The 22484-nt window shown below is 62.2% G+C and carries 20 protein-coding genes; 10 read left to right on the top strand and 10 right to left on the bottom strand.

Annotated elements, in window-relative coordinates:
• Positions 1-331 precede the first annotated feature (331 nt).
• The 6 genes from ACFQDI_RS04525 to ACFQDI_RS04500 form a co-directional block, all read right to left on the bottom strand.
• Positions 332-2776, bottom strand: a complete 2445-nt coding sequence (locus ACFQDI_RS04525; protein WP_377163858.1) for a PPC domain-containing protein — start codon at positions 2774-2776, stop codon at positions 332-334.
• Between the two features lie 48 nt (positions 2777-2824).
• Entirely contained in the window at positions 2825-3337 is a 513-nt protein-coding gene (locus ACFQDI_RS04520; RefSeq protein WP_377163856.1) for a hypothetical protein, read from the bottom strand.
• A 3-nt stretch (positions 3338-3340) separates the two neighbouring features.
• Complete coding sequence (locus ACFQDI_RS04515; protein WP_377163854.1) at positions 3341-5425, bottom strand: FAD-dependent oxidoreductase; 2085 nt, start codon at positions 5423-5425, stop codon at positions 3341-3343.
• 141 nt (positions 5426-5566) lie between these two features.
• The gene (locus ACFQDI_RS04510; RefSeq protein WP_377163852.1) at positions 5567-6133 is read right to left on the bottom strand and encodes a methyltransferase family protein; all 567 of its coding nucleotides are present in this window, start codon (positions 6131-6133) and stop codon (positions 5567-5569) included.
• A gap of 39 nt (positions 6134-6172) precedes the next feature.
• Positions 6173-7579: an efflux transporter outer membrane subunit gene (locus ACFQDI_RS04505; RefSeq protein WP_377163850.1), complete on the bottom strand. Its 1407-nt coding sequence runs from the start codon at positions 7577-7579 to the stop codon at positions 6173-6175.
• An 89-nt stretch (positions 7580-7668) separates the two neighbouring features.
• The gene (locus tag ACFQDI_RS04500; RefSeq protein ID WP_377163848.1) at positions 7669-7971 is read right to left on the bottom strand and encodes a hypothetical protein; all 303 of its coding nucleotides are present in this window, start codon (positions 7969-7971) and stop codon (positions 7669-7671) included.
• Positions 7972-8068: 97 nt separating this feature from the next.
• On the opposite strand from ACFQDI_RS04500, the gene ACFQDI_RS04495 reads away from it, so the two are divergent.
• Positions 8069-9709: a sulfatase family protein gene (locus ACFQDI_RS04495; protein WP_377163846.1), complete on the top strand. Its 1641-nt coding sequence runs from the start codon at positions 8069-8071 to the stop codon at positions 9707-9709.
• A 1441-nt stretch (positions 9710-11150) separates the two neighbouring features.
• Here the strand turns inward: ACFQDI_RS04495 and ACFQDI_RS04490 are convergent.
• Positions 11151-12470 carry a Gfo/Idh/MocA family protein gene (locus ACFQDI_RS04490; protein WP_377163844.1) on the bottom strand — a complete coding sequence of 440 codons (1320 nt, stop codon included), beginning with the start codon at positions 12468-12470 and terminating at the stop codon, positions 11151-11153.
• Between the two features lie 71 nt (positions 12471-12541).
• On the opposite strand from ACFQDI_RS04490, the gene ACFQDI_RS04485 reads away from it, so the two are divergent.
• Positions 12542-13237 (top strand): YggS family pyridoxal phosphate-dependent enzyme, encoded by a 696-nt coding sequence (locus ACFQDI_RS04485; RefSeq protein ID WP_377163842.1) that lies wholly within the window; start codon positions 12542-12544, stop codon positions 13235-13237.
• Position 13238: 1 nt separating this feature from the next.
• Entirely contained in the window at positions 13239-13637 is a 399-nt protein-coding gene (locus tag ACFQDI_RS04480) for an RNA-binding S4 domain-containing protein (protein ID WP_377163840.1), read from the top strand.
• Positions 13638-13753: 116 nt separating this feature from the next.
• Here the strand turns inward: ACFQDI_RS04480 and ACFQDI_RS04475 are convergent, their stop codons facing one another.
• Together ACFQDI_RS04475 and ACFQDI_RS04470 are read right to left on the bottom strand one after the other, a co-directional pair.
• Complete coding sequence (locus ACFQDI_RS04475) at positions 13754-14959, bottom strand: FtsW/RodA/SpoVE family cell cycle protein (protein WP_377163838.1); 1206 nt, start codon at positions 14957-14959, stop codon at positions 13754-13756.
• A gap of 174 nt (positions 14960-15133) precedes the next feature.
• Positions 15134-15922 (bottom strand): ABC transporter ATP-binding protein, encoded by a 789-nt coding sequence (locus ACFQDI_RS04470; protein ID WP_377163836.1) that lies wholly within the window; start codon positions 15920-15922, stop codon positions 15134-15136.
• Between the two features lie 88 nt (positions 15923-16010).
• Between ACFQDI_RS04470 and ACFQDI_RS04465 the strand changes: the two genes are divergently transcribed.
• The 4 genes from ACFQDI_RS04465 to ruvC all read left to right on the top strand — a co-directional run bounded on the left by ACFQDI_RS04465 (position 16011) and on the right by ruvC (position 18706).
• Positions 16011-16844: a serine/threonine-protein kinase gene (locus ACFQDI_RS04465; RefSeq protein ID WP_377163833.1), complete on the top strand. Its 834-nt coding sequence runs from the start codon at positions 16011-16013 to the stop codon at positions 16842-16844.
• Positions 16845-16960: 116 nt separating this feature from the next.
• Positions 16961-17659: a polysaccharide biosynthesis/export family protein gene (locus ACFQDI_RS04460; RefSeq protein ID WP_377163831.1), complete on the top strand. Its 699-nt coding sequence runs from the start codon at positions 16961-16963 to the stop codon at positions 17657-17659.
• 13 nt (positions 17660-17672) lie between these two features.
• A complete protein-coding gene (locus ACFQDI_RS04455) occupies positions 17673-18152 on the top strand; it encodes a DoxX family protein (protein ID WP_377163829.1) in 480 nt (159 codons plus the stop codon).
• On the top strand, positions 18152-18706 hold the full coding sequence (gene ruvC, locus ACFQDI_RS04450; RefSeq protein ID WP_377163827.1) for a crossover junction endodeoxyribonuclease RuvC: 555 nt from the start codon (positions 18152-18154) through the stop codon (positions 18704-18706). Before ACFQDI_RS04455 ends, ruvC begins: the two co-directional genes overlap by 1 nt.
• Positions 18707-18754: 48 nt before the next feature.
• Here ruvC and ACFQDI_RS04445 read toward each other — a convergent pair whose 3' ends face one another.
• Complete coding sequence (locus ACFQDI_RS04445; protein WP_377163825.1) at positions 18755-19405, bottom strand: SET domain-containing protein; 651 nt, start codon at positions 19403-19405, stop codon at positions 18755-18757.
• A gap of 182 nt (positions 19406-19587) precedes the next feature.
• On the opposite strand from ACFQDI_RS04445, the gene ACFQDI_RS04440 reads away from it, so the two are divergent.
• The 3 genes from ACFQDI_RS04440 (at position 19588) to ACFQDI_RS04430 (ending at position 22380) form a co-directional block, all read left to right on the top strand.
• Positions 19588-21099, top strand: coding sequence for a peptidylprolyl isomerase (locus ACFQDI_RS04440; RefSeq protein ID WP_377163823.1), 1512 nt, complete (start codon positions 19588-19590; stop codon positions 21097-21099).
• A gap of 30 nt (positions 21100-21129) precedes the next feature.
• Entirely contained in the window at positions 21130-21471 is a 342-nt protein-coding gene (locus ACFQDI_RS04435; protein WP_377163821.1) for a tetratricopeptide repeat protein, read from the top strand.
• A gap of 138 nt (positions 21472-21609) precedes the next feature.
• On the top strand, positions 21610-22380 hold the full coding sequence (locus tag ACFQDI_RS04430) for an SDR family NAD(P)-dependent oxidoreductase (RefSeq protein ID WP_377163819.1): 771 nt from the start codon (positions 21610-21612) through the stop codon (positions 22378-22380).
• The last annotated feature ends 104 nt before the right edge of the window (positions 22381-22484 follow it).

Below are 22484 nucleotides of genomic sequence, written 5' to 3'. Positions count from 1 at the left end.
AAAATGGGTCTGGGTCTGGAGATTGGCGGGAGGCCGTCGGAAGATGAGGGTGGCGACAGGCCATGCATCCATCTGCATACGGCAGGCGCAAGGGCGTACGCACGCCCTCGCAGCCGGGCGGTTTGGCGAAGATAGCGGTGGCGCAGAAGAAGCGCCCGACGCCAAACAGGGCCGACCTACGGCCAGGGCACCGCGTCGTTCACCTGGGCGAGAACAGCCTCTGCTGCGGCAGGAATAACGGACCTGTTTTCAACGGCGTTCGGCATCAAAACAAAATGAGGAAGGCCAGGGGCCTTCCTCATCGTGGGATTCTCAAAGCTAAGCGGAGCGCTTACTTCTTGGCACCTGAAGCTTCCATGCGGAGCTGCTCGAGGCGGGAGAGCACTTTGGGAGCGGGGGCAGCGGCTGGCTTGGGCGCTTCCTTGGGCTTGGCTGCGGCGACGACCGGCACGGTAGGCGGAGTCACAACCTTGCGGGGGGCATCGATGCGGAGGATGGAGCCCAGCGCCACTCGGTGGATGGTGGTGGCGTTGGTGCCCTTCACCGGGATGTCCACGCGGACGAAGAGGTTGGCCTGCTTGCCGATGGGGGACTTGGCGTCTGTCTTGACCTTGAAGGAGACTTCCTTGGTGTCCTTGGTGATCTTGGCGGGCTCGATCGGGATGGTGTCCGGAACGCCGAGGACCTGGGCGGTGGCCTCGCCTTCAAAGGGCTGGAGCTGCTCGAGCTTGGCGACCATGACGCCTTCCTTGCCCTGCTCCACGGCGACGAGCGGGATGGCGGGGGCGGAGATGTAGGCCGGGGCAGTAGTGACAGCGGTGAAGGGAGAGGCATTGTAGATGCGACCGCTGCCGCCGTCGGACTCGCCCATGACGGTGAAGTTCCAGGAGCCGGCGGCGACATTGGCGTTGGCGTCGAGCTGGAAGACGCACTCGTTCTGGCCTTCAGGAATGGTCTGCTCCCCGAGGGCGCTGACGCCGTTGGGCTTCCAGATCATGAGCACGCGGATGGGGGCCTTGAAGCCTTCCTTGCGCTTGGAGACGACCTTGAGCTCCAGGATGCCGTTGTTCACCAGCGGCACCGCAGGCTTGACGATTTCGAGGGAGTAGGGAGCCTCCTCGACGACGGCGACGGGCAGGCGGTCTTCGATCTGGGTGTAATAGACGACGTTGCCGTTGCGCACGATGTCGAACTCCTGGCGGAGCTTGCCGACGGACTTGGTGTTGGGATCGACGGCGTTGAGGGTGATGGGCACGACCTGATGGCCGAGGGGGGCGTCTGCGGCGGCCTCAAAGAGCAGAGGCACGCTGCCGAGGTCTTTCGGGGCCATCTCGGTGAGCAGCTTGACGCCCTGCGGCATGTTCTTGACGTCGAACTTGAAGTCGCCGGAAACGTTGTTGCGGGTGACGTTGACGAGCGTGGCGTAGCGGCCGCCCTTTGGCACGGCGATAAACTGGCGGTAGTTGTTGTCATTGACCGAGTACTGCGGGGAGGCAAAGAAGACTTCCGGCTCTGCGGCGATGAGCTCGAGGCGGTAGACGAAGTTCGGGCCGCCGCGCTCCAGATGGTCGGCCACGCGCACGAAGTAGTCACCGTCCGCAGGGATGCTGACCTTGAACTTGCTGTCGAGGCGGCGGCGGCCACCGCCGTCGTCGTTGCCGCTGAGGGAGCCGCCTTTGGCGTTGTAGATGTTCACCACGCTGTCGAGCGGGGAACCGAGACTCTGGGCAAAGGCCTGCACTTCGAGGGTCATGCCTTTCTTGAGGGGGACCTTGAAGAAGTCCACGTCGCCGGGCTTTTCAATGATGCCGTTGAGTGCGATGGGGGCCCCGGGGGCGACGGTGGCCTTGGCCTGCTCGTCATTGGGCTCGGCTTCGAGCACGTTGTCGTAGGTGACGAGGCGGAAGGGGTTGCCGGAAGGGGCGGGCTCCTGGGTTTTGGAGAAGAGCATGTAGTCAGGATCGATCTCTGCAGGGAGCTTCACGTCTTCATCAAAGGAGCTGTCGCGCTCGATGAAGCGGACCTTGGTGGTGGAGCCGATCTTGCCACCGGCAGGATACACCACGTCCGGACGGCGGAAGCTGCCGACATGGAGGCGGTAGTAGGAGTTGCCGCCGCCACGGTAGGAGGACTCGCGGATCATGACGGTGTAGTCGCCGTCTTCCTCGGCCACATAGGAGCAGTAGCCGTCCTGGCGGTGGAGGATGGTGTCGTCCGAGATGACCTTTTCAAAGCGGTTCTTGTCGATGATGGCCAGGAAGGGGTCAAAGACGGTGTAGCCGAGGCGCAGGCCGTCCACCTCGACGGAGAGGCGCTGGCCTTTCTTGAGGCTGACGCGGTAGTTGTCCACGTCCTCGTTTTGCACGACCCCTTCGATGGTCTGATTGAGCTGGATGACCTGAGGTGTCTCAAAGTCGCTGTTGGGCTCCTTTTCCTCCACGTTGGGGAAGATGCCGACGAAGAACTGGCGCGCATGCGACATGCCGGTCTTGGTGCGGATACGCATGAGGTGGTTTCCGGGCGGCACGTCCGGGGCGATGCCGATGGTGAGCTGCACCTTGTTGGGCTCGATCTTTTCCACGCTCTTCTGGGTGAAGCCAGGAGAGAAGAAGATCATGCTCTCAAAGTCTGCCAGCTGGGTCCCCGTGACGGTGAGCTTGACCTCGGTGCCACGCTGGCCGCCGTTGGGCACCGTGGTGGTAAAGGTGGGATACGCGCCAAAAGCGCTTGTGGCGCAGGCGGCGGTGACGAGGATCAAATGACGAAGGGTGGACATGACGAGGGTGTTGAGATCTCTAGGCATACGGCCAATCGAGGCGGAAAATTACGGACAGACTGAAGTTCCTTGACGCATCTGCCGCACCAGATGCAGGCAGTAAAGCAACGGGAGCGCCCCAAAGAGGCCGAATGAGCAGTCGATGAGCCGCCAGGAGAGCGGGATACTGCGAATCTCCCCGCAGATCAGGGCCAGGGGAAAGATGGCGGCGCAGGCAAAGAGGCCCACCTTCAGCACCCAGGCATTGGCAACGGGGTCACGCCAAGGCCCGGCGATGAAAAACACCGCGATCATGAGATGCCCGAACGCCAGCCAGTCCGTGCCGTAGGCGACAAACGGGAACTGCGCCTGCGTGACCTCCAGCCCATGCCAGACGTAGCCGATCCAGAATTTCAGACCTGCATGCTGGACGTAGGCGGCATGATTTTCAATGCCGAGCCAGGAGGCCATGAGCCGCAGCTCATGCAGCAGGGGGAAGGCGGTGAGACCGCTGAGGATCAGGCCTGTGATGAAGAGTCCTAGGACCCGATGGAAACGTCTCAGGAGCGCAGCATTGCTCATGCCTCACTCCTCCACCGGCAGCCAACGGACACCGTCCACGACGACGTAGCCGTCGGCGCCTTCGTTGGAGATGGTGATGGCGGTGTCGTTGCCGCATTCGTAGTCGCCGAGGTCGATCCAGAAGAGGCCTTCGCCGGCTTTGGGGGACTTGAGGTCGACTTTGAGCTTCTTCACGCCGTCGGCATACTGCACCTCCACGAGGGCGTTGCTGGCGCGGTTGCTGTTGGGCGGGGAGGCGAGCATGAGGCGGTACTTGCCGGGCTTGGTGAGCTTGGGCTCAAAGCGGAGGCTGCATTTGCCGTCCTTGGCGTTGCCGTCGTGGCTGTAGCCGTCGCCGAGGAAGGTCTGGGCGGCACCGCTTTCATGCCACTCGCCGGTGACCTTGGCGTCGGTGTCGTCCAAAACAATGCCTTTGAGGGTTTTGGGGTCCACGCCTCGGGTGGTCTTGGGGCCGTGGTAGTGGAGGATCTGGCCGTCTTTGAGGATCTGGGTCTTGAGCCGATCATACGGCAGGTCCTGGACGGGGATGCCTGCGTCCAAGGCGAGAACGGCGGCGGTGGCGGCGCTCTGGCCGAGGATCATGAACACGGGCTCCATGCGGATGCTGCCGTAGGCGATGTGGCTGGCGGACATGGCCACGGGCACGAGCAGGTTGCTCCCCTGCCCTTTCTTGGGAACGAGCGAGCCGTAGGCGATCTCGTAGGGGCCCTTGGTGCTGATGCCGATGTCTCCCTCATTCTGCACATTGCCCTCGGGGGTGATGTAACGCTGGATATTGTGGGAGTCGATGCCGTAGCTGCCCATGCCGACGCTATCGGGTGTGGGGCGCTTTTTGAGCAGCTCGTTTTCGGTCATCACATAGGCGCCGACCATGCGGCGGGCTTCGCGGATGTAGAGCTGGTGACTCCAGTTGCCGTTGTCGGTGAATTCATCCTTGGGCAGGCCCCAGGTTTGAAGCTCTGCCTGCAGTTTCTTGGGGACGCGGGGGTCATTGGCCACGAACCACATGAGGCCCTGCTGGTACTGGCGGTGCTCGGCGATGATCTCGCGGCGGCGCTCGTAGCTGGCCTCGGGGTAGTCGTGATTGTAGCCGATGTTGTCAAAGCTGAAGGGCCCGTGGTTGTTGGTGTCCGTCTTGTGGTTGGGGATGGGGTCAAACTTCTCGAAGAACTCGCCCCAGCCGGTGTTCAGCACGCGGAGCAGGATTTCGTACTGGTTTGCATCATAGCCTTCCGGCTTGGGAAAGGGCACGCGGTTGCCGGGGTCATTGGTGTAGCAGGCGCGGAAGCAGTAGGCCTGCACGCCTTTGTCGCCTGCGCCGTACTCGCCGGGAGGTGCGGTGCTCACGCGGGGCAGCACGCCGCTCTTGGGATCTCCCGGGATCTTGTAGGCGCTGATGGGCTCTTTCACCGCGCCAAAGTGGTGGCGGTGGTGCAGCACGCCCACCTGGATGCCGTTCCACTTTTCGTCATACACGCTCTGCGCCTCGCGGCCGACGTGGTAGTCCACACCCGCGGCGGCCATGAGGTCGCCCTCATAGGTGGCGTCGATGAACATTTTGCCCGCGTAGGTCTTGCCGCTGAGGGTGGTGATGGAGGTGATTTTGTCGCCGTCCTTTTTCACGCCTTTGGCGCGGTCCAGCCACTCATCGCGCACGACTTCGAGGCCGAATTCCTTGACGTAGTCTTCGAAGATCTGCTCGGCCACATGGGGCTCAAAGATCCACATGGTGCGGTTTTCGCCATCGACGGCGGGTGTTCCCTGGCCTTTGCCGCCGTATTCGGATTTCTTCTGCTGCACCCAGGCGGAGTCCTTGTCGTAGTGCTGCCAGACGCGGTGGTAAAAGTCGCGGGAGAGACCGCCGATGACGGCTTTGTTGCCGGTGTCGGTAAAGCCGAGGCCGCCGCTGCTAAGGCCGCCAAGGTGCTTGTCTGGTGAGACGACGATGACGCTCCTGCCCATCTTCTTGGCCTGCACGGCGGCGATGACGGCGGAGCAGGTGCCGCCGTAGATGACGATGTCGTGGTCTGCTGCGGCGAGAGATGAAAAAGCAGCGAGGAATATGGCGGCCAGGTTGGTGGTCTTCATCCCACGAATAGGCACCTGACGTGCCGCTTTTCCAAGCACCACATTCGAAAAAAGTCGTACATAAAGATTAAAGTAAGATCGCCGGCGCTGATTCCCGCCAGCAAATACCAGCTGATGGGATACTCCAAAAGCTGCCCAGCCTCACACCTGCCTGCGCCGCCAGACATTCCATGGCAGCAGCCTGCCGGACTGCTGCATGTAGCGAAGGTAGAGGTCTGCATGCGCGGAGGCGGCCAGCAGCGCGTCCTCCTGGCTGGCGGCGTGGTGATACATGACGCCCAGCAGGAGCCAGAGCACCGCTGCCAGGGCGCTCTGCGTGCCGACCACCAGCCCCAGCATGAAGAGCAGATAGGCCGCGTAGATGGGGTGCCGCACACGCGCATAGGGCCCGCTAGTGACGATGGCCGCAGGCACGTCTGGCGTGAAGGCGCGCCCGGGCATGTGCCTGCCATGCTGGCGGTAGGCCCAGCGAAACAAGGCCAGGCTGCCAAGCCCCAGCGCGATGCCCGCCATCTGGCAGGCCGGGGCGGAGGGGTAAAAGTACGAATGCCAGAGCGCGCTGAAGATCACGCCCCAGAAGAGGTAGATGAAGAGGCGCTTGACCAGGGTGGGCCTGCTTTTCTCCCCACGCTTGAAAAGCCGGGGCACCACCAGGCCGTAAACGACCACGCAGACCAGACAGAGGAGGAAAACGGGAAGATTGCGCACTGCGGGAGGCGGGAATGGAATGGCGGCAGCGCCACGGGCTTACTGCCAGCCGCCGCCAAGCGACTTGAGCATGGCCACAGCCGCCATGAGGCGCTGGCCTTCCACCTGGGCGGAGAGCAGCTTGGCGTTGAGGACGGTGCGGTTGGCGTCCACCACTTCAAAGTAGCTGGCGAGGCCTTTCTGGTAGCGCAGCTCAGCAAGGCGCTGCGTCTCCTGCGCGGCGGCGATGGCGGCGTCCAGCGCCTGGCCCTGCTTGGCGTAGGCCCGGGCGTCGATGAGGCTGTCCTCGACCTCCTGCAGGGCGACCAGGATGCTCTGGCGGTAGCTGGCCAGAGTCTCTTCATAGGCGGCCTTGCTGGACTTCAGGTTGGCGCGCAGCTTGCCCCCCTGAAAGATGGGGAGGGTCATGCTGGGCCCGATGGTGAGGATGCGGCTGCGCTGATCGTAGAAATGCGCGGCGCCAATACTCTCCAGACCGCCGCTGCCGACGATGCTGAAGGCCGGGAAGAACGAAGCCTTGGAGACGCCCACCTGGGCGTTGGCCTCACGCATCTTCTGCTCTGCGGCGCGGATGTCCGGACGGCGCTGCAGCAGGGTGGAGGGCAGACCTGAGGGCACCTTGGGCAGGCGTGGCAGGCTGGCGGTCTTGGCGATGCTGAAGTTTGAGGGGATCTCTCCGCAGATGACCGCGAGGGCATTTTCGGCGTTGCCACGCTGGCGCTCCAGGGCGGCGAGGTCGTTGCGGGCCAGCTCCAGCTCGGTGCGCGCTCTGGCCACGTCCATTTCGTTCGCGAGGCCGCCTTTGAAGCGCGACTCCTGCAGCTTGAGGGCTTCTTCACGCCAGGTCTGGGTGCCGATGACGACCTGCATCTGGCGGTCCAGCGAGTGGGTCAGGAAATACAACCGCGCCACTTCTGCGGCGAGGGTGAGACGCCGCGCGGAGAGGGTCTCCATGGCGGCAAACTGGGAGGCCTTGGAGCTTTCCACGCCACGGCGCACGCGACCCCAGAGGTCAAACTCCCAGCCGAGCTCCAGCAGGTTCTGAAAGCGGCGGCGCTGCGTCTTGGGCAGGGCGACACCGGGGGGAAGGTTGGCGCCAAAGGAGCTTTGGGAGAGGCGCTCGTAATTCATCCCGTCCTTCATGTTGAGCTGGGGGAACCAGTCTGCCTGCTGCACCCCGACGAGGGCGCGAGCGGTCTCGACCCGTGCCAGCGCGCCGCGCAGCTCCTGGTTGTTTGCCATGGCGCGCTCCACGAGCTGGTTCAGCTCATTGGAGCCAAAGAGCTTCCACCACTCTCCGGGCACGGGGATGTCCGCCGTGCTCACCTTGCCGCCGTTTTTCCACTTGGAGGGCATGAGCACCTCCGGCAGCTTGAAATCGGGCCCGACGGTGCAGGAGGCACACGTCAATGTGGTCGTAAGGCAAAGGATTTTGAAATTGTTCATGCGCGCGCATTCATGGGGTGAATCGTTCTCAGCGCAACCCTCAAAGAAGACAAAGGATTGCCATGGGATGGTTAATGGCCATGGGATGGTTATTTAGGCAGGCTTCCTGCCACCTTGTGACGCCAGGAGGCCAGAACATCGGCTGCCAGCTCATGCGCCTCCTCGGCGCCGACGCGTTCGGTGACGGTCTGCGGGGCGGGCAGCCAGGCGGGTGTGGTGACTTCCCCGATGTGGTCGTGCGTCTCTGCGCGGAGGAAGGCGCGCAGCTCCACGATGAGGAGATTTTGGCTGCGGTCATGGCTGGCTGCCGCCTCGGCGCAGACTTCATACGGCACCCCGTCCAGCTGGATGACGCTGATGACCTGGGTGGTGTCGAGCAGGGAGTGGATCATGCGGGGCAGGTTCAGGAGCAAAGCCGGGATGTCGATGCGCAGTTTGCGCTTAATTTTGGCGAAGGTTTACGCACCAGCTTCCCGTTATGACGCAACCATGCGCCTCCTTCTTTGCCTCCTGGCCCTGACTGCCTTTGCCACCGCTGCGGACAAGCCGCTGAACATCCTCTTCCTCTTTGCAGATGACTGGGGCCGCTACGCGTGCATCTACGCGGAGCACGAGAAATTCCCCTCGCCGAACCAGGTGGTGAAGACGCCGAACATCGACCGCATCGCGCGCGAGGGGGCGCTCTTCCGCCGGGCGTATGTGAGCGCGCCGAGCTGCACGCCCTGCCGCAGCGCGGTGCTTTCCGGGCGTTACTTTTTCAACTGTGGCCGTGCCGCCATCCTCAACGGCGCGGTGTGGGACCCGGCCATCCCCAGCTACCCGCTGCTGCTCAGGGACCAGGGCTACCACCTCGGCAAGTCCTTCAAGGTCTGGAGCCCCGGAGAGCCTGCGGACGCGCCGTATGGGGGCCAGCAGTTTGCGTACCAAAAGAGCGGCGGGCGCTGCAACCAGTTCTCGCAAAACGTGGACAAGCTCATGAAAGAGGGCGTGGCCGTGGAGGCGGCGAAGCAGCAGATCTATGACGAGGTGCGGGGGAATTTTGACAGCTTCCTGGCCGCACGGCCCCAAGGCGCGCCGTTTGCCTTCTGGCATGGGCCCACCAACGTGCACCGCAAGTGGGTCAAAGGCAGCGGGCAGGCGCAGTGGGGCATCGACCCGGACGCCCTCAAGGGCCGGCTGCCCAAGCACTTGCCCGATGTGCCGGAATTCCGCGAGGACTTCGGCAGCTATCTGGGAGAGATCCAGGCCTTTGATGCGCAGGTGGGCGTGATCATCGAGCGGCTCAAGCAGGCCGGTGAGTATGACAACACGGTCATCGTCATCAGTGGCGATCACGGTGCGCCCGGCTTTCCCGGCGGCAAGTGCAACCTGTATGACTTCGGCGTGAATGTGGCGCTGGCGATCCGCTGGCCTGGCCAGCCTGGAGGGCGGGTGATCGACGATTTCGTGAACCTTATGGACCTGGCACCCACGTTTATGGAGATCGGCGGTGCGAAGATTCCGGAAGGAGTGAATGGCAAAAGCCTGGTGAACCTGATGAAGTCGGGCAAGTCGGGGAGGATCGAGACAGAGCGCGACTATGTGATCACGGGCCGCGAGCGGCATGTGAGCATCGCCCGCGAGGGAAACCTCCCCTACCCCCAGCGCGCGCTGCGCAAGGACGGCTACCTCTACATCCGCAACTTCAAGCCCGAGCGCATGCCCATGGGAGACTACAAGACGCTGACCGAGAGCTTCACGCCCACGCAGGATGATTTGGAGAATGAAACGTATGTGGCGTTTCCCGACATGGACGCCTCCCCCGCCAAGGCCTGGCTGGTGGAGCACCGCAACGACTCGCAGTATAAGTGGTACTTTGACTACGCCTTTGCCAAGCGCCCCGCCGAGGAGCTCTACGATCTCAGCAAAGACCCCGACTCCACCATCAACGTCGCCTCCGAAGCCGCCTATGCGGAGGTGAAGGCGAAGATGGCGGCCGAGCTGCTGGAAAAGCTCCAGGCGGTGGGCGACCCGCGCGTCATGGCTGATCCTGTGCCGTTTGAAAATCCGCCCTACACGCTGGACACCAAGACCGGCCAGCCCGGCAAGGGCAAGAAGGGCAAAGGGAAGGCGAAAGCCAAGGCGGAGTGAAGGGGGGGAGCGCCCCCCCCGTTTTCTTCGTTTCCCGTTTCCGCTTCTAGAGGCACAAAAATGGAAACGAGGGTGGGAGCCACCTGAGCAACCTTGCACCCCATCCTTGGAATGTGGGTGTTTGTCAGCGCACTGCAAACGGTGGGGTGTGTTGGTTTGCGCTATGCCACCCGGATCATGTAGCGGTTAAATCGTTACTCCATTACCCATAACAAGCAGAGTGCCTGGAAGGTTATGCACAATCAGTTCATATGCAGCATAAGAGGCGTTAGACGCTTTCCCATGGCAGTCGGGCTGCCTGCGAAGGTGCTACTCAATCAACGTTAGAGTATCGATTATAACGTTTCTTAATTCCAACAACAACCAACGTTCATTGATCGCAGAGTTATAAAATCCTCGTGCTGTCAGTGCATCACCGAGATTGGCACTCAGTCGATACGAGTGCATCGTTTACAACGTTACATTTGTTGATAGCGACCACTGTATCAGTGAAGGCTGTGAGCAATAGCTACAAGTGCAGCACTTGAGCATTGCACAATCCTCCCAAGGCACCGGTGCGCAGGTAGGTTGCAATCGATGCATGCGTAGCGCTAACAACGCTACATGATCTACCAGGGCAAGTCAGGGCGAACGGTGAAGGTGGTACAATTGATTTTTTTGTATCGTTTATATCGTTACATACGCCACTTGCCATAAGGTGGCCGATGAAGGTAATGCACAGTGACCGCCCGTGTGGAACTGGAGCCAGACACAATCTGCCAAGGCACCCCGGTGTGCCGCTGACGGTAGTATGCGAGTGATGCGAATGTATCGAAAATAACGTTATGTTATTCTCAGTGCAGTAGGCACGCCTTTGCAGATGGCGCTCACATGATGCATGGCAGTGCGAGCAGTATTGTGCCCAGTGGTACTCAATTGAATAATGTAACTTAATCAACGTTATTTATTGCACCCAGCGATACAGCGGCCAGAAGGGTGCGAACACTCACTTGACATGTATCTATAACTTCGTTACTTATTATCATTTATGAGACATGTTAACAACCTTTCAAAACTTTACTGATGAAAGAGTTGTCCACATAATTTACGCTATTTTCAATATTTCACTGAAGTGATGCTTAACCGACGTGCACAGTAACAAATCCGAGTGACAGCTTCCCGCCAGTGACGTTTGATCCCGCAGCCTTTCGAGCAACCGGCGTGCAGGTGATAAGGCAGTGTGAGCAGTCCCTCACGGCAGCCGGTGTGTCGGGCTAGGCAGCACGCAATGGGCGCATATGTATCGCAAAAAACGTTACTATATTCAGCAACTGCGGTACCGCTATTGGCAGCACACAATCAACGAGTGTTTGGCACGGGGAGCGTTACATAAAAAAAGCCCCCTTCAGCGGCGGGTGTGCCGGTGAAGGGGGCGCGGAACGGTGTGTGCAGCGCGAGGGCGTTACACAATCTCCCAGCCTTTGCGGTAGTCGCGGCGCACCATCTTGTCAGCTTCGGCGTTGTTGGGGATCTTCAGGCCGGGGGCGTCCCAGACGAGGTTCTCGCCGGGGAAGGCGCTGGCCAGGCAGCCGAGCAGCACGGCCTCGGTCAGCGGGCCGGCGTAGTCAAAGTTGGCGGAGGGTTGCTTGTCTCCCTTGAGGCAGCAGTCGATGAAGTCGGCCCAGTGGTCGCGGGGTTCCAGCTTGGGATAGGCGCCGAATTTGGCGAACTTCTCGCGCGGGTAGAGCAGCGGCGTGGAGCCGTGCGGGGAGAGCAGCACGCCCTCGGTGCCCAGGTAGATGGTGCCCTGGCCGGGGAATTTGGAGACGTCTCCCACCAGCGCCATGACCTCGGCTGGCGGACGGGCGTCGCCGTCGGTCCAGGTGACCTTGACGGTGTCGCCAGCGGTGTATTTCGTACCTTTGAAGGTGTATTCCACCACAGCGTTGATGGCCCAGTTGTCCTTGTTAGGCACGGGGCCGGTGGACTTCACGGAGATGGGGGCGGCGAGGTCGAGGGAGCGGAACCAGCCGCTGAACATGTGGCAGCCCATGTCTCCCAGGGTGCCGGTGCCAAAGTCGCGGCGCTTGCGCCAGTTGCCGGGGTGGTCGTATTTCTCGATGTAGCTGCGCTCGGAGGCCACGCCCAGCCATTTGTCCCAGTCAAATCCGGCCGGGATGGGGTCGCTCTTGGTTGGGCGCACTTCGAGGTCTCCCCACTTCTTGTTGGAGAAGGTGTGGGCTTCCTTGACCTTGCCGATGGCACCCATCTGGATGAGGGCCACGGCGTGGCGCTCGGTGAAGGCGGAGGAAATCTGGATGCCCATCTGGGACATCACGCCCTTGGCACGGGCGCGCTCCACCATCTGGCGGCATTCCCAGAGGTTGTGCGCCAGGGGCTTCTGGCCGTAGATATGCTTGCCCTTGGCGATGGCGGCCAGGCCGATGCTGCCGTGCATGTGGTCAGGGGTGGAGACGTTGACGCTGTCGATGTTGTCAGCCTCTTTTTCCAGCAGCTCGCGCCAGTCCTGGTACACCCGGATGTTGGGCCACTTTTTCTGCGCGTTGGCAAAGTTGCGCGTGTCCACGTCGCACACGGCGGTCAGCTCCCACATGGGGTGGTTGGACATGGCGCTCATGTCGGCCATGCTCATGCCTGCGGCACCAAAGGCGGCGTGGCGCAGCTTGCCATTCGGTGAGGCGGCGCGCATGCCGGTGGTGACCCAGGGGGCGGCAAAGAGCGTGGCGGCGGACTGGCGGATGAAGTGGCGGCGTGATTGCATGTGGTTTGAAATGGTGGAGCGCGAAAATACGTTGCGCGCGCGGCTCATCTTCCGTTTCTCTTTGTGAAGACATGAACGACCTCGCCTCCCGCCTGCAAGCCATCCGCGACCGCATCTCCACCGCTGCCCAGCGCTGCGGGCGCGATCCCGCCACGGTGCAGCTGCTGGCGGTGTCCAAGACCTTTCCCCTGGAGGCCATCCGCGAGGCGGTGGAGGCCGGGCAGCTCCTGTTTGGTGAAAACAAAGTGCAAGAGATCCTGGCCAAGGCGCCGCAGCTTCCCTCAACCCTGCAGTGGCACCTCATCGGCCACCTGCAGTCCAACAAGGTGCGCAAAGTCCTGCCGCATGTGCAGGCCATCCACAGCGTGGATTCACTGGATCTGGCGCGCGACATCGACCGCGTCGCCGGAGAGCTGGGGCTCACGGCCAAGGTGTATCTTGAGGTGAATCTGGGAGATGAGAGCAGCAAGCACGGCTTCAGCGCCGAAGGCCTGCGCGCGCAGCTGGAGTCGTTGTATGCTCTAACGCGGCTGGAGATCCAGGGCCTGATGTGCATCCCGCCCTTTGATGACGATCCGGAAAAAAGCCGCCCGCATTTTATACAACTGCGCACCCTGCGCGACGAGCTGGAAAAGACCGGCGGCCGCCCGCTGCCGCTGCTGAGCATGGGCATGAGCCACGACTTTGAGATCGCCATCGAGGAAGGGGCCACCATGGTGCGCGTGGGCAGCGCCATCTTTGGCGAGCGCACCTACAAGGCCGCATGACATGAACACCCGTGCGGACAAATGGCTGCACCATGTGCGCGTCTTCAAGACCCGTACGCTGGCCACCCAGGCCTGCGCCAAGGGGAACGTCACGATCGACGGCCAGGTGGTGAAGGCCTCGCGCGATCTCAAGCCCGACGATGTGCTGGAGGTGGTGCGCGGAGACCTGCGCCTGCGGCTGCGCGTGCTCGCTTTCCCTCCCCAGCGCCTCGGCCCGCCGCGTGTGGCGGAGTTTTGTGACAATCAGACCCCGCTGGAGTGGATCCAAAAAGCCAGCGAGCTGCGCCGCGAGCGCGAGCTCATCCAGCCCCGCGAGCACGAGATGGTGGCCAAGCCGGATAAGAAGCAGCTCCGCGAGCTGCGGAAATTCTGGGAAGAGCAGCACGCAGGCGAGGGGTGAGTGCGCGCCGACGGGTGAAAAGCTTCGTTTCCATTTTTAAGCCCTCGGGATGGAAACGGAAAACGAAGAGGGTGCATGCTCCCGGCATGCCGCCAGTGCCTCATCCCCTGCCCCGGCTAGTCCTCGTCGTCGTCGTCACGGCGCGGGCCGTTGACCGAGCGCTTCTTCTTCACGGCGGAGATGTTGCGGTGCACCCAAACGCTCTGCACCATGCCCATGAGGAAGAGGCAGACGATGACAAACGTACCGCCGTGGCTGATGAAGGGCATGGGGAGACCGATGACGGGCAGCATGACGAGATTCATGCCGGCGTTTTGAAAGGTGTGAACAAAGAACATGGCCACCACGCCCACGACAATGAGCCGCCCTAGCTGGTCGCGCGCACAGAAGGCCACAAAAACGCTCTGCAGGAGCAGCAGCGCCATGCCTGAGAGCAGGAGCACCGCGCCGCGAAAGCCGAACTCCTCGGAGACCACGCAGAAGATGAAGTCGCTGATGGTTTCATGCGGCAGAAAGGTGCGGTGGATGGAGGCCTGATCCTCGACTTTTTTAGACTCCGGCCCCTTGCCGTCCAGCCCGGCGGTGGATACGCCGATGAGGAGGTACTTCGCCACCCAGGCCTCGTTTTGCAGGTCCACCTTGTCGAGCTGGTTGGTCATCATGTACCAGGTGGAGCTGATACGCGCCTGCTGGTAGGGCTTGAGCGCAAAGACATACACCAGCGGCACAATGCTGACGACGCCAAGCAGCATGGTGATCATGTAACGGAAGGGGATGCTGCCCACGAGCATCATGGAAAGAAATACCGGGCCCCACACAAGGCCGGAGCCAAGGTCTTCCTTGATAACCATGATGGCAGGCACGCCGGCGACCATGCCAGCGACCATGATGCGCAGCCATGGACGGCGAAAGACAGGCAGCAGGCGGGGCAGCTCCCCAAACACCACACCCAGCACCAGGATGCCGGACATGATGGCAAACTGCGAGGGCTGGACGGACTGCCCGCCAATGATGAGCCAGGCCTTGTTGCCGCCGCGCTCCACGCCAAAGAGAAGCACGGCCACCAGACCGCCGATGCCCGCCAGGTAAAGCGGCCAGCAGGCCCAGCGCACCCATTTGTAGTCGATGAGCGAGGCGCCAAAAAACACCGGCACGCCGATGAGGATGGCCCGGAGCTGGTCCTTCCATTTGAGGGCAAACTCGGCGGAGTCCTTGTAGGCCGAGGCGTTGAAAATGGCATACACCCCAAACACACACAGGGCGGTGACATTGAGCACCAGCAGCCAGTTCATGCCGATGAATTTCTTGAAAAGGGGAGTCATGGGATCAGGAAAGAGAGTCTTGGTGAGGAAGCGCGCGGGCAAATGACGAATGACGAATTCAGAATGCCTAATGACCTTGCCATCTACGGCTCACCATTCGGACTTCGGTCATTGGGATTTCATTCGTCGTTCGGGTTTCGTCTTTTGCCAGCGCCGCTTTGCGGCAGCGTGCCGTCAGATGAGCTCTGGCACGGCTGCGAGGAGCTTCTGGGTGTAGTCGTGACGGGGGTTTTCGCAGATCTCGTCCGCATTTCCCTGCTCCACCACCTTGCCGTGGTGCATGACCACGATGTGGTCGCTCATGTGCCGCACGACGGCGAGGTCATGTGCGATGAAGAGGAGCGTGAGATCGAGCTCTGCCTGGATGTCCTTGAGCAGGTTCAAGATCTGCGCCTGCACGCTCACGTCGAGGGCGCTGACGGGCTCGTCGCAAATGAGAAAGCGGGGCTTCACGGCCAGTGCACGTGCGATGCCGATGCGCTGCCTCTGGCCGCCGCTGAACTCATGCGGGTAGCGGTGCAGGGCGTCCTCGGGCAGGCCCACTTTTTTCAGCAGTCCGGCGGAGGCTTCCCGGCGGTCCGCCTTGGAGAGCTCCTTGAAATGAATCATCTGCGGCTCGCCGAGGATGGACTCGACGGTCATGCGCGGATTGAGCGAGCCGATGGGGTCCTGAAACACCATCTGCATCTCCCTGCGCAGGGGGCGGAATTCGCTCTCGGGCATCTGCAGGATCTCCATGCCGCGGTAGTTCACACTGCCGGAGGTGACGGGGATGAGCTTGAGCAGGGCGCGGGCCACGGTGGACTTGCCGCTGCCGCTCTCACCCACCAGGCCGACGGTGCTGCCCTCCTCGACTTCAAAGCTGACCTTGTCCACGGCCTTGATGACGTCGGTGGTGCGGCCCAGCCAGCCCCCGCGCACGGGGAAGTGAATTTTGAGGTCTTGAACACAGAGGAGCTGCATGGTGTGGGCGCTGATTTTAGCACAGCTGCCAAAACGTGCTAAAGTTTCATTGCGTGAAAGCTTGAAAGTGTCAGCATCGCCTTTCCTGATGAACGCACGCTATGAACTGCTGGCCCCCATTGCCGAGGGTGGGACGGGCTCGGTGTACAAGGCGCGCGACCTCCAGACAGGCAGCGAGGTGGCCCTCAAGCGCGTGCTGACCTGCAAGACGGGAGGCTGCGGCACTGCCGTGGATGCCCTGATCCGCGAGGCCCAGCAGCAGTCCGCGCTGCAGCACCCGAACATCGTGGCCGTGCATGACTTCGGCCTGGATGCCGAGGGAGGCTACATCGTGATGGAACTGGTGCGGGGAGAGACGCTGGAAGCCATGGTCATGCGGGAGGCATTGAAGACCGCCGACTTTGACGCCCTGGTGCGCCAGACGCTGGAGGGGATGCGCGCCGTACATGCGCGGGGCATCCTGCACCTGGACCTGAAGCCGGGAAATCTGATGGTGCGGCGGCTGCCAGACGGCGGCCTGCAGGTGAAGATTCTGGATTTCGGCCTGGCACAAACGCTTCCCCGCGGGAAAACGCAGACTCCCCTGCCCGCCAGCGGGCTGCCCGGCTCCGTGCATTTCATGGCTCCGGAGCAGTTTGAGCGCGCTCCGGCAGATGCACGCATGGACATCTATGCCCTGGGCTGCCTGTTTTACTACGCGCTGACCCAGCGGCACCCCTTTGAAGGCGAGACCAAGCCGCAGGTGATGGTGGCGCACCTGCACCACCGCACGCAGCCGCTGGGCACTCTGCGGCCCGACCTGCCGGCCAGCACGGTGCAGTGGGTGGAACGGCTCATGAGCCGCCAGCCTGCCGACCGGCCGGCCTCCATCTCCGAAGCTCTGCGGGACTATGAGACGCCCATGGCCGCGCGCGGTGGCTGACGTGCGATGTTTTAAAAAAACCGGGATGGACATGAAGTATCCCTGACCGGAGACGAAAGCCTCTTGCCTTCGCAGCACGTGCCGCCATCATGGCGAAACCTGATTCCCGCCCTCCCATGCTGCGCGTCCCATCCGCCCTTCTTTCTGCCATCGTCAGCCTCGTGCTCTGCTCCTGTGGCATGATCAAGAGCATCCTCCCCGATTCGCTGCCCAAGCTGCCAAAGATCGGCATGCCCAGCCTGCCCAGCCGAAACACCGTGGCCAAGCTGGTGCCTGGCATGGCGGAGAGGGACAAGGTGAACGCCGAAGACCCGGATGTGCCGTTCAACTCACGCGGCACGCTCGGCTTTGGCCACACCGTGCGGCTTGAGGTGTATGAGGGCACCCGCAGCCCGGACCGCATCTACCGCGGCATCGAGATGATCAATACCGAAGGGCTGCTGCCGCTGGGCAAGGTGGGCACTGCGCGTGTCGGCGGGCTGCGCCTGCCGCAGGCGGCGGAGGCCATCGCCACCGTTTTCCGTCTGGCCGGACGCAACACGCGGGAGATCACCGTGCAGATCATCTCGGTGGAAAACACCCCCGTCATCTCCCTGAACGGAGATGTACATGAGGCGGAGTTCATCCCGGTCTTCAATGACATGAGCGTGAAGCAGGCCGTGACCGTGACGGGCGGGCGCAAGCCGGGCTCCACCGCCCGCGGCTTTTACATCTCTCGCCAGGGCCAGCGGCACTTTTTCACCTCGCTGGAGGCTGCGGACAGAAACTGGAAACCGCAGGCAGGCGACATCATCACCCTCTCCCCCGACATCTGATTTTTTTCGCATCATGCTCGAATACACCGGCAGCAGCCCCGCCAGCGCACAAGCCCCCCTGAGCTCCCTTTTTCAGACCACAGCCATCCTCCGCATCGGGACGGGTCTCCTGCTGATGACCCGCTACGGGCTGGGTGCCGTGCAGAATGCCTACCATTTCTTCTGGCAGGAAAAGCCCTGGGCCTGGGTGCCTGCCTTTCATGAGGCGGGCATGCCCTACGCTCACCTGCTGGCGCCGGTGGTGGCGCTGCTCATCGTGGCCGTGGCCATCAGCTGGACCCTCGGCTTTCTGACCCGGCTCTTTGCCGTCATCTTTCTGCCCGTGGTCATCACCACCCTGGTGGTGCTGCAGCATGCGGGCTCTCCGCGCGTGGAGGCTGCCTGGCTGTACCTGATCATCACCGTGACGCTGCTCATGTTTGGCTCCGGCACGCTGTCAGTGGACCAGCTCTTCCACCTCGGCCAGGGTGGCGGGCCGAAAAAACGCCGCTGATGGCCCGCACCACCAGCAGCCCCGCGCCAGCCGCTGTGACGCCTGCCGTCGAGCGCGTGCTGGCCATCGACCCCGCGCTGCGGAAAACGGGCTGGGCCGTCGTCGAGTGCGCAGGCGGTGTGGTGAAGGCGGTGGAGTGGGGCGTGATCCACAACAAGCCCGCGCTGCTGCCCTCCGGCTGCCTGGTGTCCATCCGCGCCGGCCTGAATGAGGTCATCGTTCGACATTCACCCACGGTGTGCGCCATCGAGTCCACCATCTTTGTGCAGAGCTACAAGACCGCCATCGTGCTGGGCACGGCGCGCGGGGCCTGCCTGATCGCCGCGGCAGAGCACGGCCTTCCCATCTACGAGTACGCCCCGCGTGAAATCAAACAGGCCGCCGTGGGGCGTGGTGCCGCACAAAAGGAGCAGGTGGCCTTCATGATCCGCGCCCAGCTACGCCTGCGCGAAACCCCGGAGCCAGACGCCGCCGATGCCCTGGCCACGGCCATCACCCATTTTCAAAACACCTCCGCCGCCCGTGTCACGGAGCGGGAGACGCGGAGGGTGTAGCTGGCTGCATCATGGCAGCAGCCAGTCGGGCGGGCCGCCCCGCGCCACTCAGCCCTTCTTCTTCCCGGCCTTCTTCGCCGCGCCTTTCTTGGCCACAGCAGGCTTCTTGCTTGCAGCAGGCTTCTTGGTCTTGCCAGCTTTGGCGCTGCTTTTCCCGTTCCCTTCGTCGGTGCCGTTGAGCTTGAGCTTCCCGCTCTTGCTGTCGCGCTCCAGCTTCTCCAGCTTGCGCAGGAGCTTGGGCCACTGCTTTTCCTCCACGATGAAGCCCACGCAGCGGTCCGTGCCGCAGCGGCAGGGGTGCTCGTCCCAGGTGTCCACGTCAAAGCCGTAGTTGTAGGTCAGCTCCTCGCCGGCCTTGATGTCGCGCAGGGAGTAGATCCAGATGCGGCCGCGAATGATGAAGGCCTCGCAGTTGGGGTCGCAGGAGTGGTTGATGTAGCGCGCGGGGTTGTTCCCCTTGGCGCCGTCGATGTCATACTTCTGGTTCAGAGTGAAGACGTAAACAGCGGCGCCGCCGGTCTTCTTGGATCTTTCGACGAGAGCCTCTCCGCGCCGCGCAGACTCTGCCTTGGTGATTTTTTCGCCAACGTATTCGATGATCGGCGAGTCGTTGGGTATGTCACAACGGGCAAAAATGCCGCGGTTATGGATGGAGGAGGAACGAACGGTCCAGTAGCGTTTCGTGGGGGCTTGGGGCATGAGAGCGGGCAGTCGGCAGAAAAACGGAGCGCATGAAGTGTGCCGGGCTCCTGCAATGTCAAGGGATGAGGCCGAATGTTTCCCGCCTTCGCCTTCTCTATTAGACGGAGGGACACCACTTTCCGGTTGCCGCCGGGGTGCGGTGGGGCTTATTGCGCGCCCTTCAACCGCCCCGAACTACCATGCTTGAATTTTTCCGCCGCCACCGTGGTGCCTTTCTCATCACCCTGACGACTGCCATCATCATCTCCATGTTCTGGTATGGGGTTTCGCAGACCTTCCAGAACAGCGAACGGAAGATCCTCCCCACCGACGTGGCCCTGACGGTCTATGGCAAAGACTACACCGTGGCCGATGTGCAGCGCACGCAGCGCGCCGTGGAGTTTTCCCAGTACTACCTGCAGAGCAGCGAGATGCTCTCGATCATGAGGATCACCCCCTCCTCCGGCGGGCTGGACTCCTTTGCCAACCTCTTCGTGGCACGCCACCTCATGGAAAAGCTGGGCATCCGCCCCAGCGCTGCGGAAGCACGCGCCGCTCTGGAAAAGCTCCCCGCCCTGCAGGACAACGGCAAGCTGGACGTCTCCCGCGCGCAGATGCTGGAGCAGCTGGCGGCCTCCATGGGCTTCGACAGCGAAGCCCTGCTGGACATCATGAAGGACATCGTCGGCCTGCGCAAGCTGCGGGACGTGGTGACCAAGAGCTACACGGCCTCCCCTCTTTCCGCCGAAAAGCAGTATGCCAGCAGCTACCAGACCTTCAAGGGCTCCAAGATCGTCTTTGAGACCGAGACCTACAAGAAGGCCGCAACCGTGACCGACGACGAGATCAAGAAGTACTACGACGAGAACAAGGACGGCTACAAGACCCAGGAGAAGCGCGCCGTCAGCTACGTCTTCTTTGAAAACCCCAAGGACCTCGAAAAGAAGCCGCTGGAAGAGCGCGAAAAGGCAAAAACCGATGTGACCAAGCGCGTGAATGCTTTCATCGACCTCACCACCAAGAAGCAAAAGAGCCTGGCTGACGCAGCCAAGGAGACGAAGGAAAAGGTCGAAACCACGCCCGCCTTTGACCAGGTGAGCCCCCCTGAGGCCTTCAAAAACGAAAGCGATGTGGTCTCGCAGATCTTCGCACGGGCCAAAGATTCCAAAGCTTCGACGGAAGTCGTGGAAGGCATCAAAGGCTGGTATGTCTTTGAAGTGAGCAAAATCGAGGAACCCAAGCAGCAGGCGCTGGCCGACGTGAAGGACAAGATCAAGGACGTGCTGCTGGGCCAGAAGGCCGACGAGGCACGCACCAAGGCAGTGAACGAAGCACGCCTGGCGCTGGCCGAAGGCCTGAAAGCCGGCAAGAAGATCGAAGACCTCGTGAAGGCGCAGAAGCTCACCCTGCAGCCCCTGCCAGAGATCGACGCAGCCAACCCGCCGCAGGAAGTGCCCAACAGCTTTGACATCGCCCAGGAGGCGGCCCTCACCGCCGTCGGCGGCGTCTCGCGCGCCGTGGATGTGGACAACGGCAAGGCAACGCTGCTGGTCTATGTCAGCGCCAAGGAGCTCCGCAAACGCCCAGACTCGGCAGATGTGCGCAAGTTCCAGGTGGAAACCATCTCCGGCATGGAGCGCGCCCAGCTTTTCAAGGCCTGGTTCAAGAAGCAGCACGAAACAGCCCGCATCTCCTACGCCAAGCTGGGCTGAGGCCGCGCCTTTCCAAGCCAATCGACGCGCATGAGCGACACGCCAGCCACCGTCGAAGAACTGTACGATGAAGCCAGCGGGCACGTCGCCCTCGGGGAGCTGCCGGAGGCCATCGCGCTGTACCGGCGCTGCGTCGCGCTGGACCCGAACCACTTTGAGAGCTGGCATGCCCTGGGCATGGCGCTGCTGCGCCATGGCGAGGTGAAGGAAGCCATCGGCGCCGGGCTGATGGCCACGACGCTGCAGCCCAACGACCTGCTGGCCTGGACTGCGCTCTCGCAGATGTATGTGACGAACAAGCAGATCGCCGAGGCTGAGGATGCCAAAGGCAAAGCCCGCATCCTTTCCCTGGGCGGCAAGGTGGTGAAGTAACCGGATTGGAACTTCTTAAATCAAAAATCGATTGTTGATTTTTGAAGTGTCCAGACTGCGCCAGACACCACCAGCCTACGGTCACAAGAGCCGCGCTTTCCACTCGCGCAGGACAGGCGCGCATGCTAAACCGCGCGCATGTCCTCCCCACTCTTCAACCTCTCTGGAAAAACAGCACTCGTCACCGGCGGCAGCAAAGGTCTTGGCAAAGCGATGGCTCGCGGCTTTGCCGAAGCCGGCGCGGATGTCTTCATCTCCAGCCGCAGTGCGGAGGAGCTGGCCGCAGCTGCAGCGGAGATCGGCGCAGGACTGAACGTGAAAGTCGAGTGGATGGTGGCCGACATGGCGGACCGCGCGGCCGTCAAGGCGCTGGCCATGGAGGCGGAGAAGCGTCTCGGCAAGATCGACATCCTCGTGAACAACGCCGGCATCAACAACCCGCAGGCCATCGACGAAATCACGGACGAAGTGTGGGACCGCAATGTGGAGGTGGACCTCACCGCCGTGATGTCCCTCACCCGCGCCGTGGTGCCCGGCATGAAGGCGCGCCAGTGGGGCCGCATCATCCACATCTCCAGCGTGCTCGGCGTCGGCGGCCGTTTGAAGCGGAATGTGTATTGCGCCTGCAAGGCGGCCCTCATCGGCCTGGCACGTGCCAGCGCGCTCGATCTCGGGCCCTACGGCATCACCGTGAACTGCCTCTGCCCCGGCCCCTTCCTCACAGACATGCCCGGCAAGCTGCTGAACGACGAGGAAAAAAAATACTTCGCCGACCGCACCGCCCTCAAGCGCTGGGCCGCCCCCCGCGAGCTCGCCGGCCCAGCCCTCATGCTGGCCAGCGAAGCCGGCGCGTACATCACCGGACAAGGCATCGTGGTGGACGGTGGCGCTGCGGTGAACGTGCTGTAATCGAATCCACTGCTTTCTCCCACTTATCCACTTCCCCATCAGGAAAGCAGAAGAGAGGGGATAAAGAAAGCCACGAGATACGCGGCTGCTGCTTGAGGACAAGC

The sequence above is a fragment of the Prosthecobacter fluviatilis genome (genome assembly GCF_042655725.1).
Classification (GTDB): Bacteria; Verrucomicrobiota; Verrucomicrobiia; order Verrucomicrobiales; family Verrucomicrobiaceae; genus Prosthecobacter; species Prosthecobacter fluviatilis.
This window is presented reverse-complemented; position numbering and strand designations above follow the sequence as displayed.

Excerpts from the sequence above, each read along its gene's own strand:
- ACFQDI_RS04525 (WP_377163858.1), bottom strand. The coding sequence starts at position 2,776 with ATGTCCACCCTTCGTCATTTGATCCTCGTCACCGCCGCCTGCGCCACA.
- ACFQDI_RS04520 (WP_377163856.1), bottom strand. The coding sequence starts at position 3,337 with ATGAGCAATGCTGCGCTCCTGAGACGTTTCCATCGGGTCCTAGGACTC.
- ACFQDI_RS04515 (WP_377163854.1), bottom strand. The coding sequence starts at position 5,425 with ATGAAGACCACCAACCTGGCCGCCATATTCCTCGCTGCTTTTTCATCT.
- ACFQDI_RS04505 (WP_377163850.1), bottom strand. The coding sequence starts at position 7,579 with ATGAACAATTTCAAAATCCTTTGCCTTACGACCACATTGACGTGTGCC.
- ACFQDI_RS04500 (WP_377163848.1), bottom strand. The coding sequence starts at position 7,971 with ATGATCCACTCCCTGCTCGACACCACCCAGGTCATCAGCGTCATCCAG.
- ACFQDI_RS04495 (WP_377163846.1), top strand. The coding sequence starts at position 8,069 with ATGCGCCTCCTTCTTTGCCTCCTGGCCCTGACTGCCTTTGCCACCGCT.
- ACFQDI_RS04490 (WP_377163844.1), bottom strand. The coding sequence starts at position 12,470 with ATGCAATCACGCCGCCACTTCATCCGCCAGTCCGCCGCCACGCTCTTT.
- ACFQDI_RS04485 (WP_377163842.1), top strand. The coding sequence starts at position 12,542 with ATGAACGACCTCGCCTCCCGCCTGCAAGCCATCCGCGACCGCATCTCC.
- ACFQDI_RS04480 (WP_377163840.1), top strand. The coding sequence starts at position 13,239 with ATGAACACCCGTGCGGACAAATGGCTGCACCATGTGCGCGTCTTCAAG.
- ACFQDI_RS04475 (WP_377163838.1), bottom strand. The coding sequence starts at position 14,959 with ATGACTCCCCTTTTCAAGAAATTCATCGGCATGAACTGGCTGCTGGTG.
- ACFQDI_RS04470 (WP_377163836.1), bottom strand. The coding sequence starts at position 15,922 with ATGCAGCTCCTCTGTGTTCAAGACCTCAAAATTCACTTCCCCGTGCGC.
- ACFQDI_RS04465 (WP_377163833.1), top strand. The coding sequence starts at position 16,011 with ATGAACGCACGCTATGAACTGCTGGCCCCCATTGCCGAGGGTGGGACG.
- ACFQDI_RS04460 (WP_377163831.1), top strand. The coding sequence starts at position 16,961 with ATGCTGCGCGTCCCATCCGCCCTTCTTTCTGCCATCGTCAGCCTCGTG.
- ACFQDI_RS04455 (WP_377163829.1), top strand. The coding sequence starts at position 17,673 with ATGCTCGAATACACCGGCAGCAGCCCCGCCAGCGCACAAGCCCCCCTG.
- ruvC (WP_377163827.1), top strand. The coding sequence starts at position 18,152 with ATGGCCCGCACCACCAGCAGCCCCGCGCCAGCCGCTGTGACGCCTGCC.
- ACFQDI_RS04445 (WP_377163825.1), bottom strand. The coding sequence starts at position 19,405 with ATGCCCCAAGCCCCCACGAAACGCTACTGGACCGTTCGTTCCTCCTCC.
- ACFQDI_RS04440 (WP_377163823.1), top strand. The coding sequence starts at position 19,588 with ATGCTTGAATTTTTCCGCCGCCACCGTGGTGCCTTTCTCATCACCCTG.
- ACFQDI_RS04435 (WP_377163821.1), top strand. The coding sequence starts at position 21,130 with ATGAGCGACACGCCAGCCACCGTCGAAGAACTGTACGATGAAGCCAGC.
- ACFQDI_RS04430 (WP_377163819.1), top strand. The coding sequence starts at position 21,610 with ATGTCCTCCCCACTCTTCAACCTCTCTGGAAAAACAGCACTCGTCACC.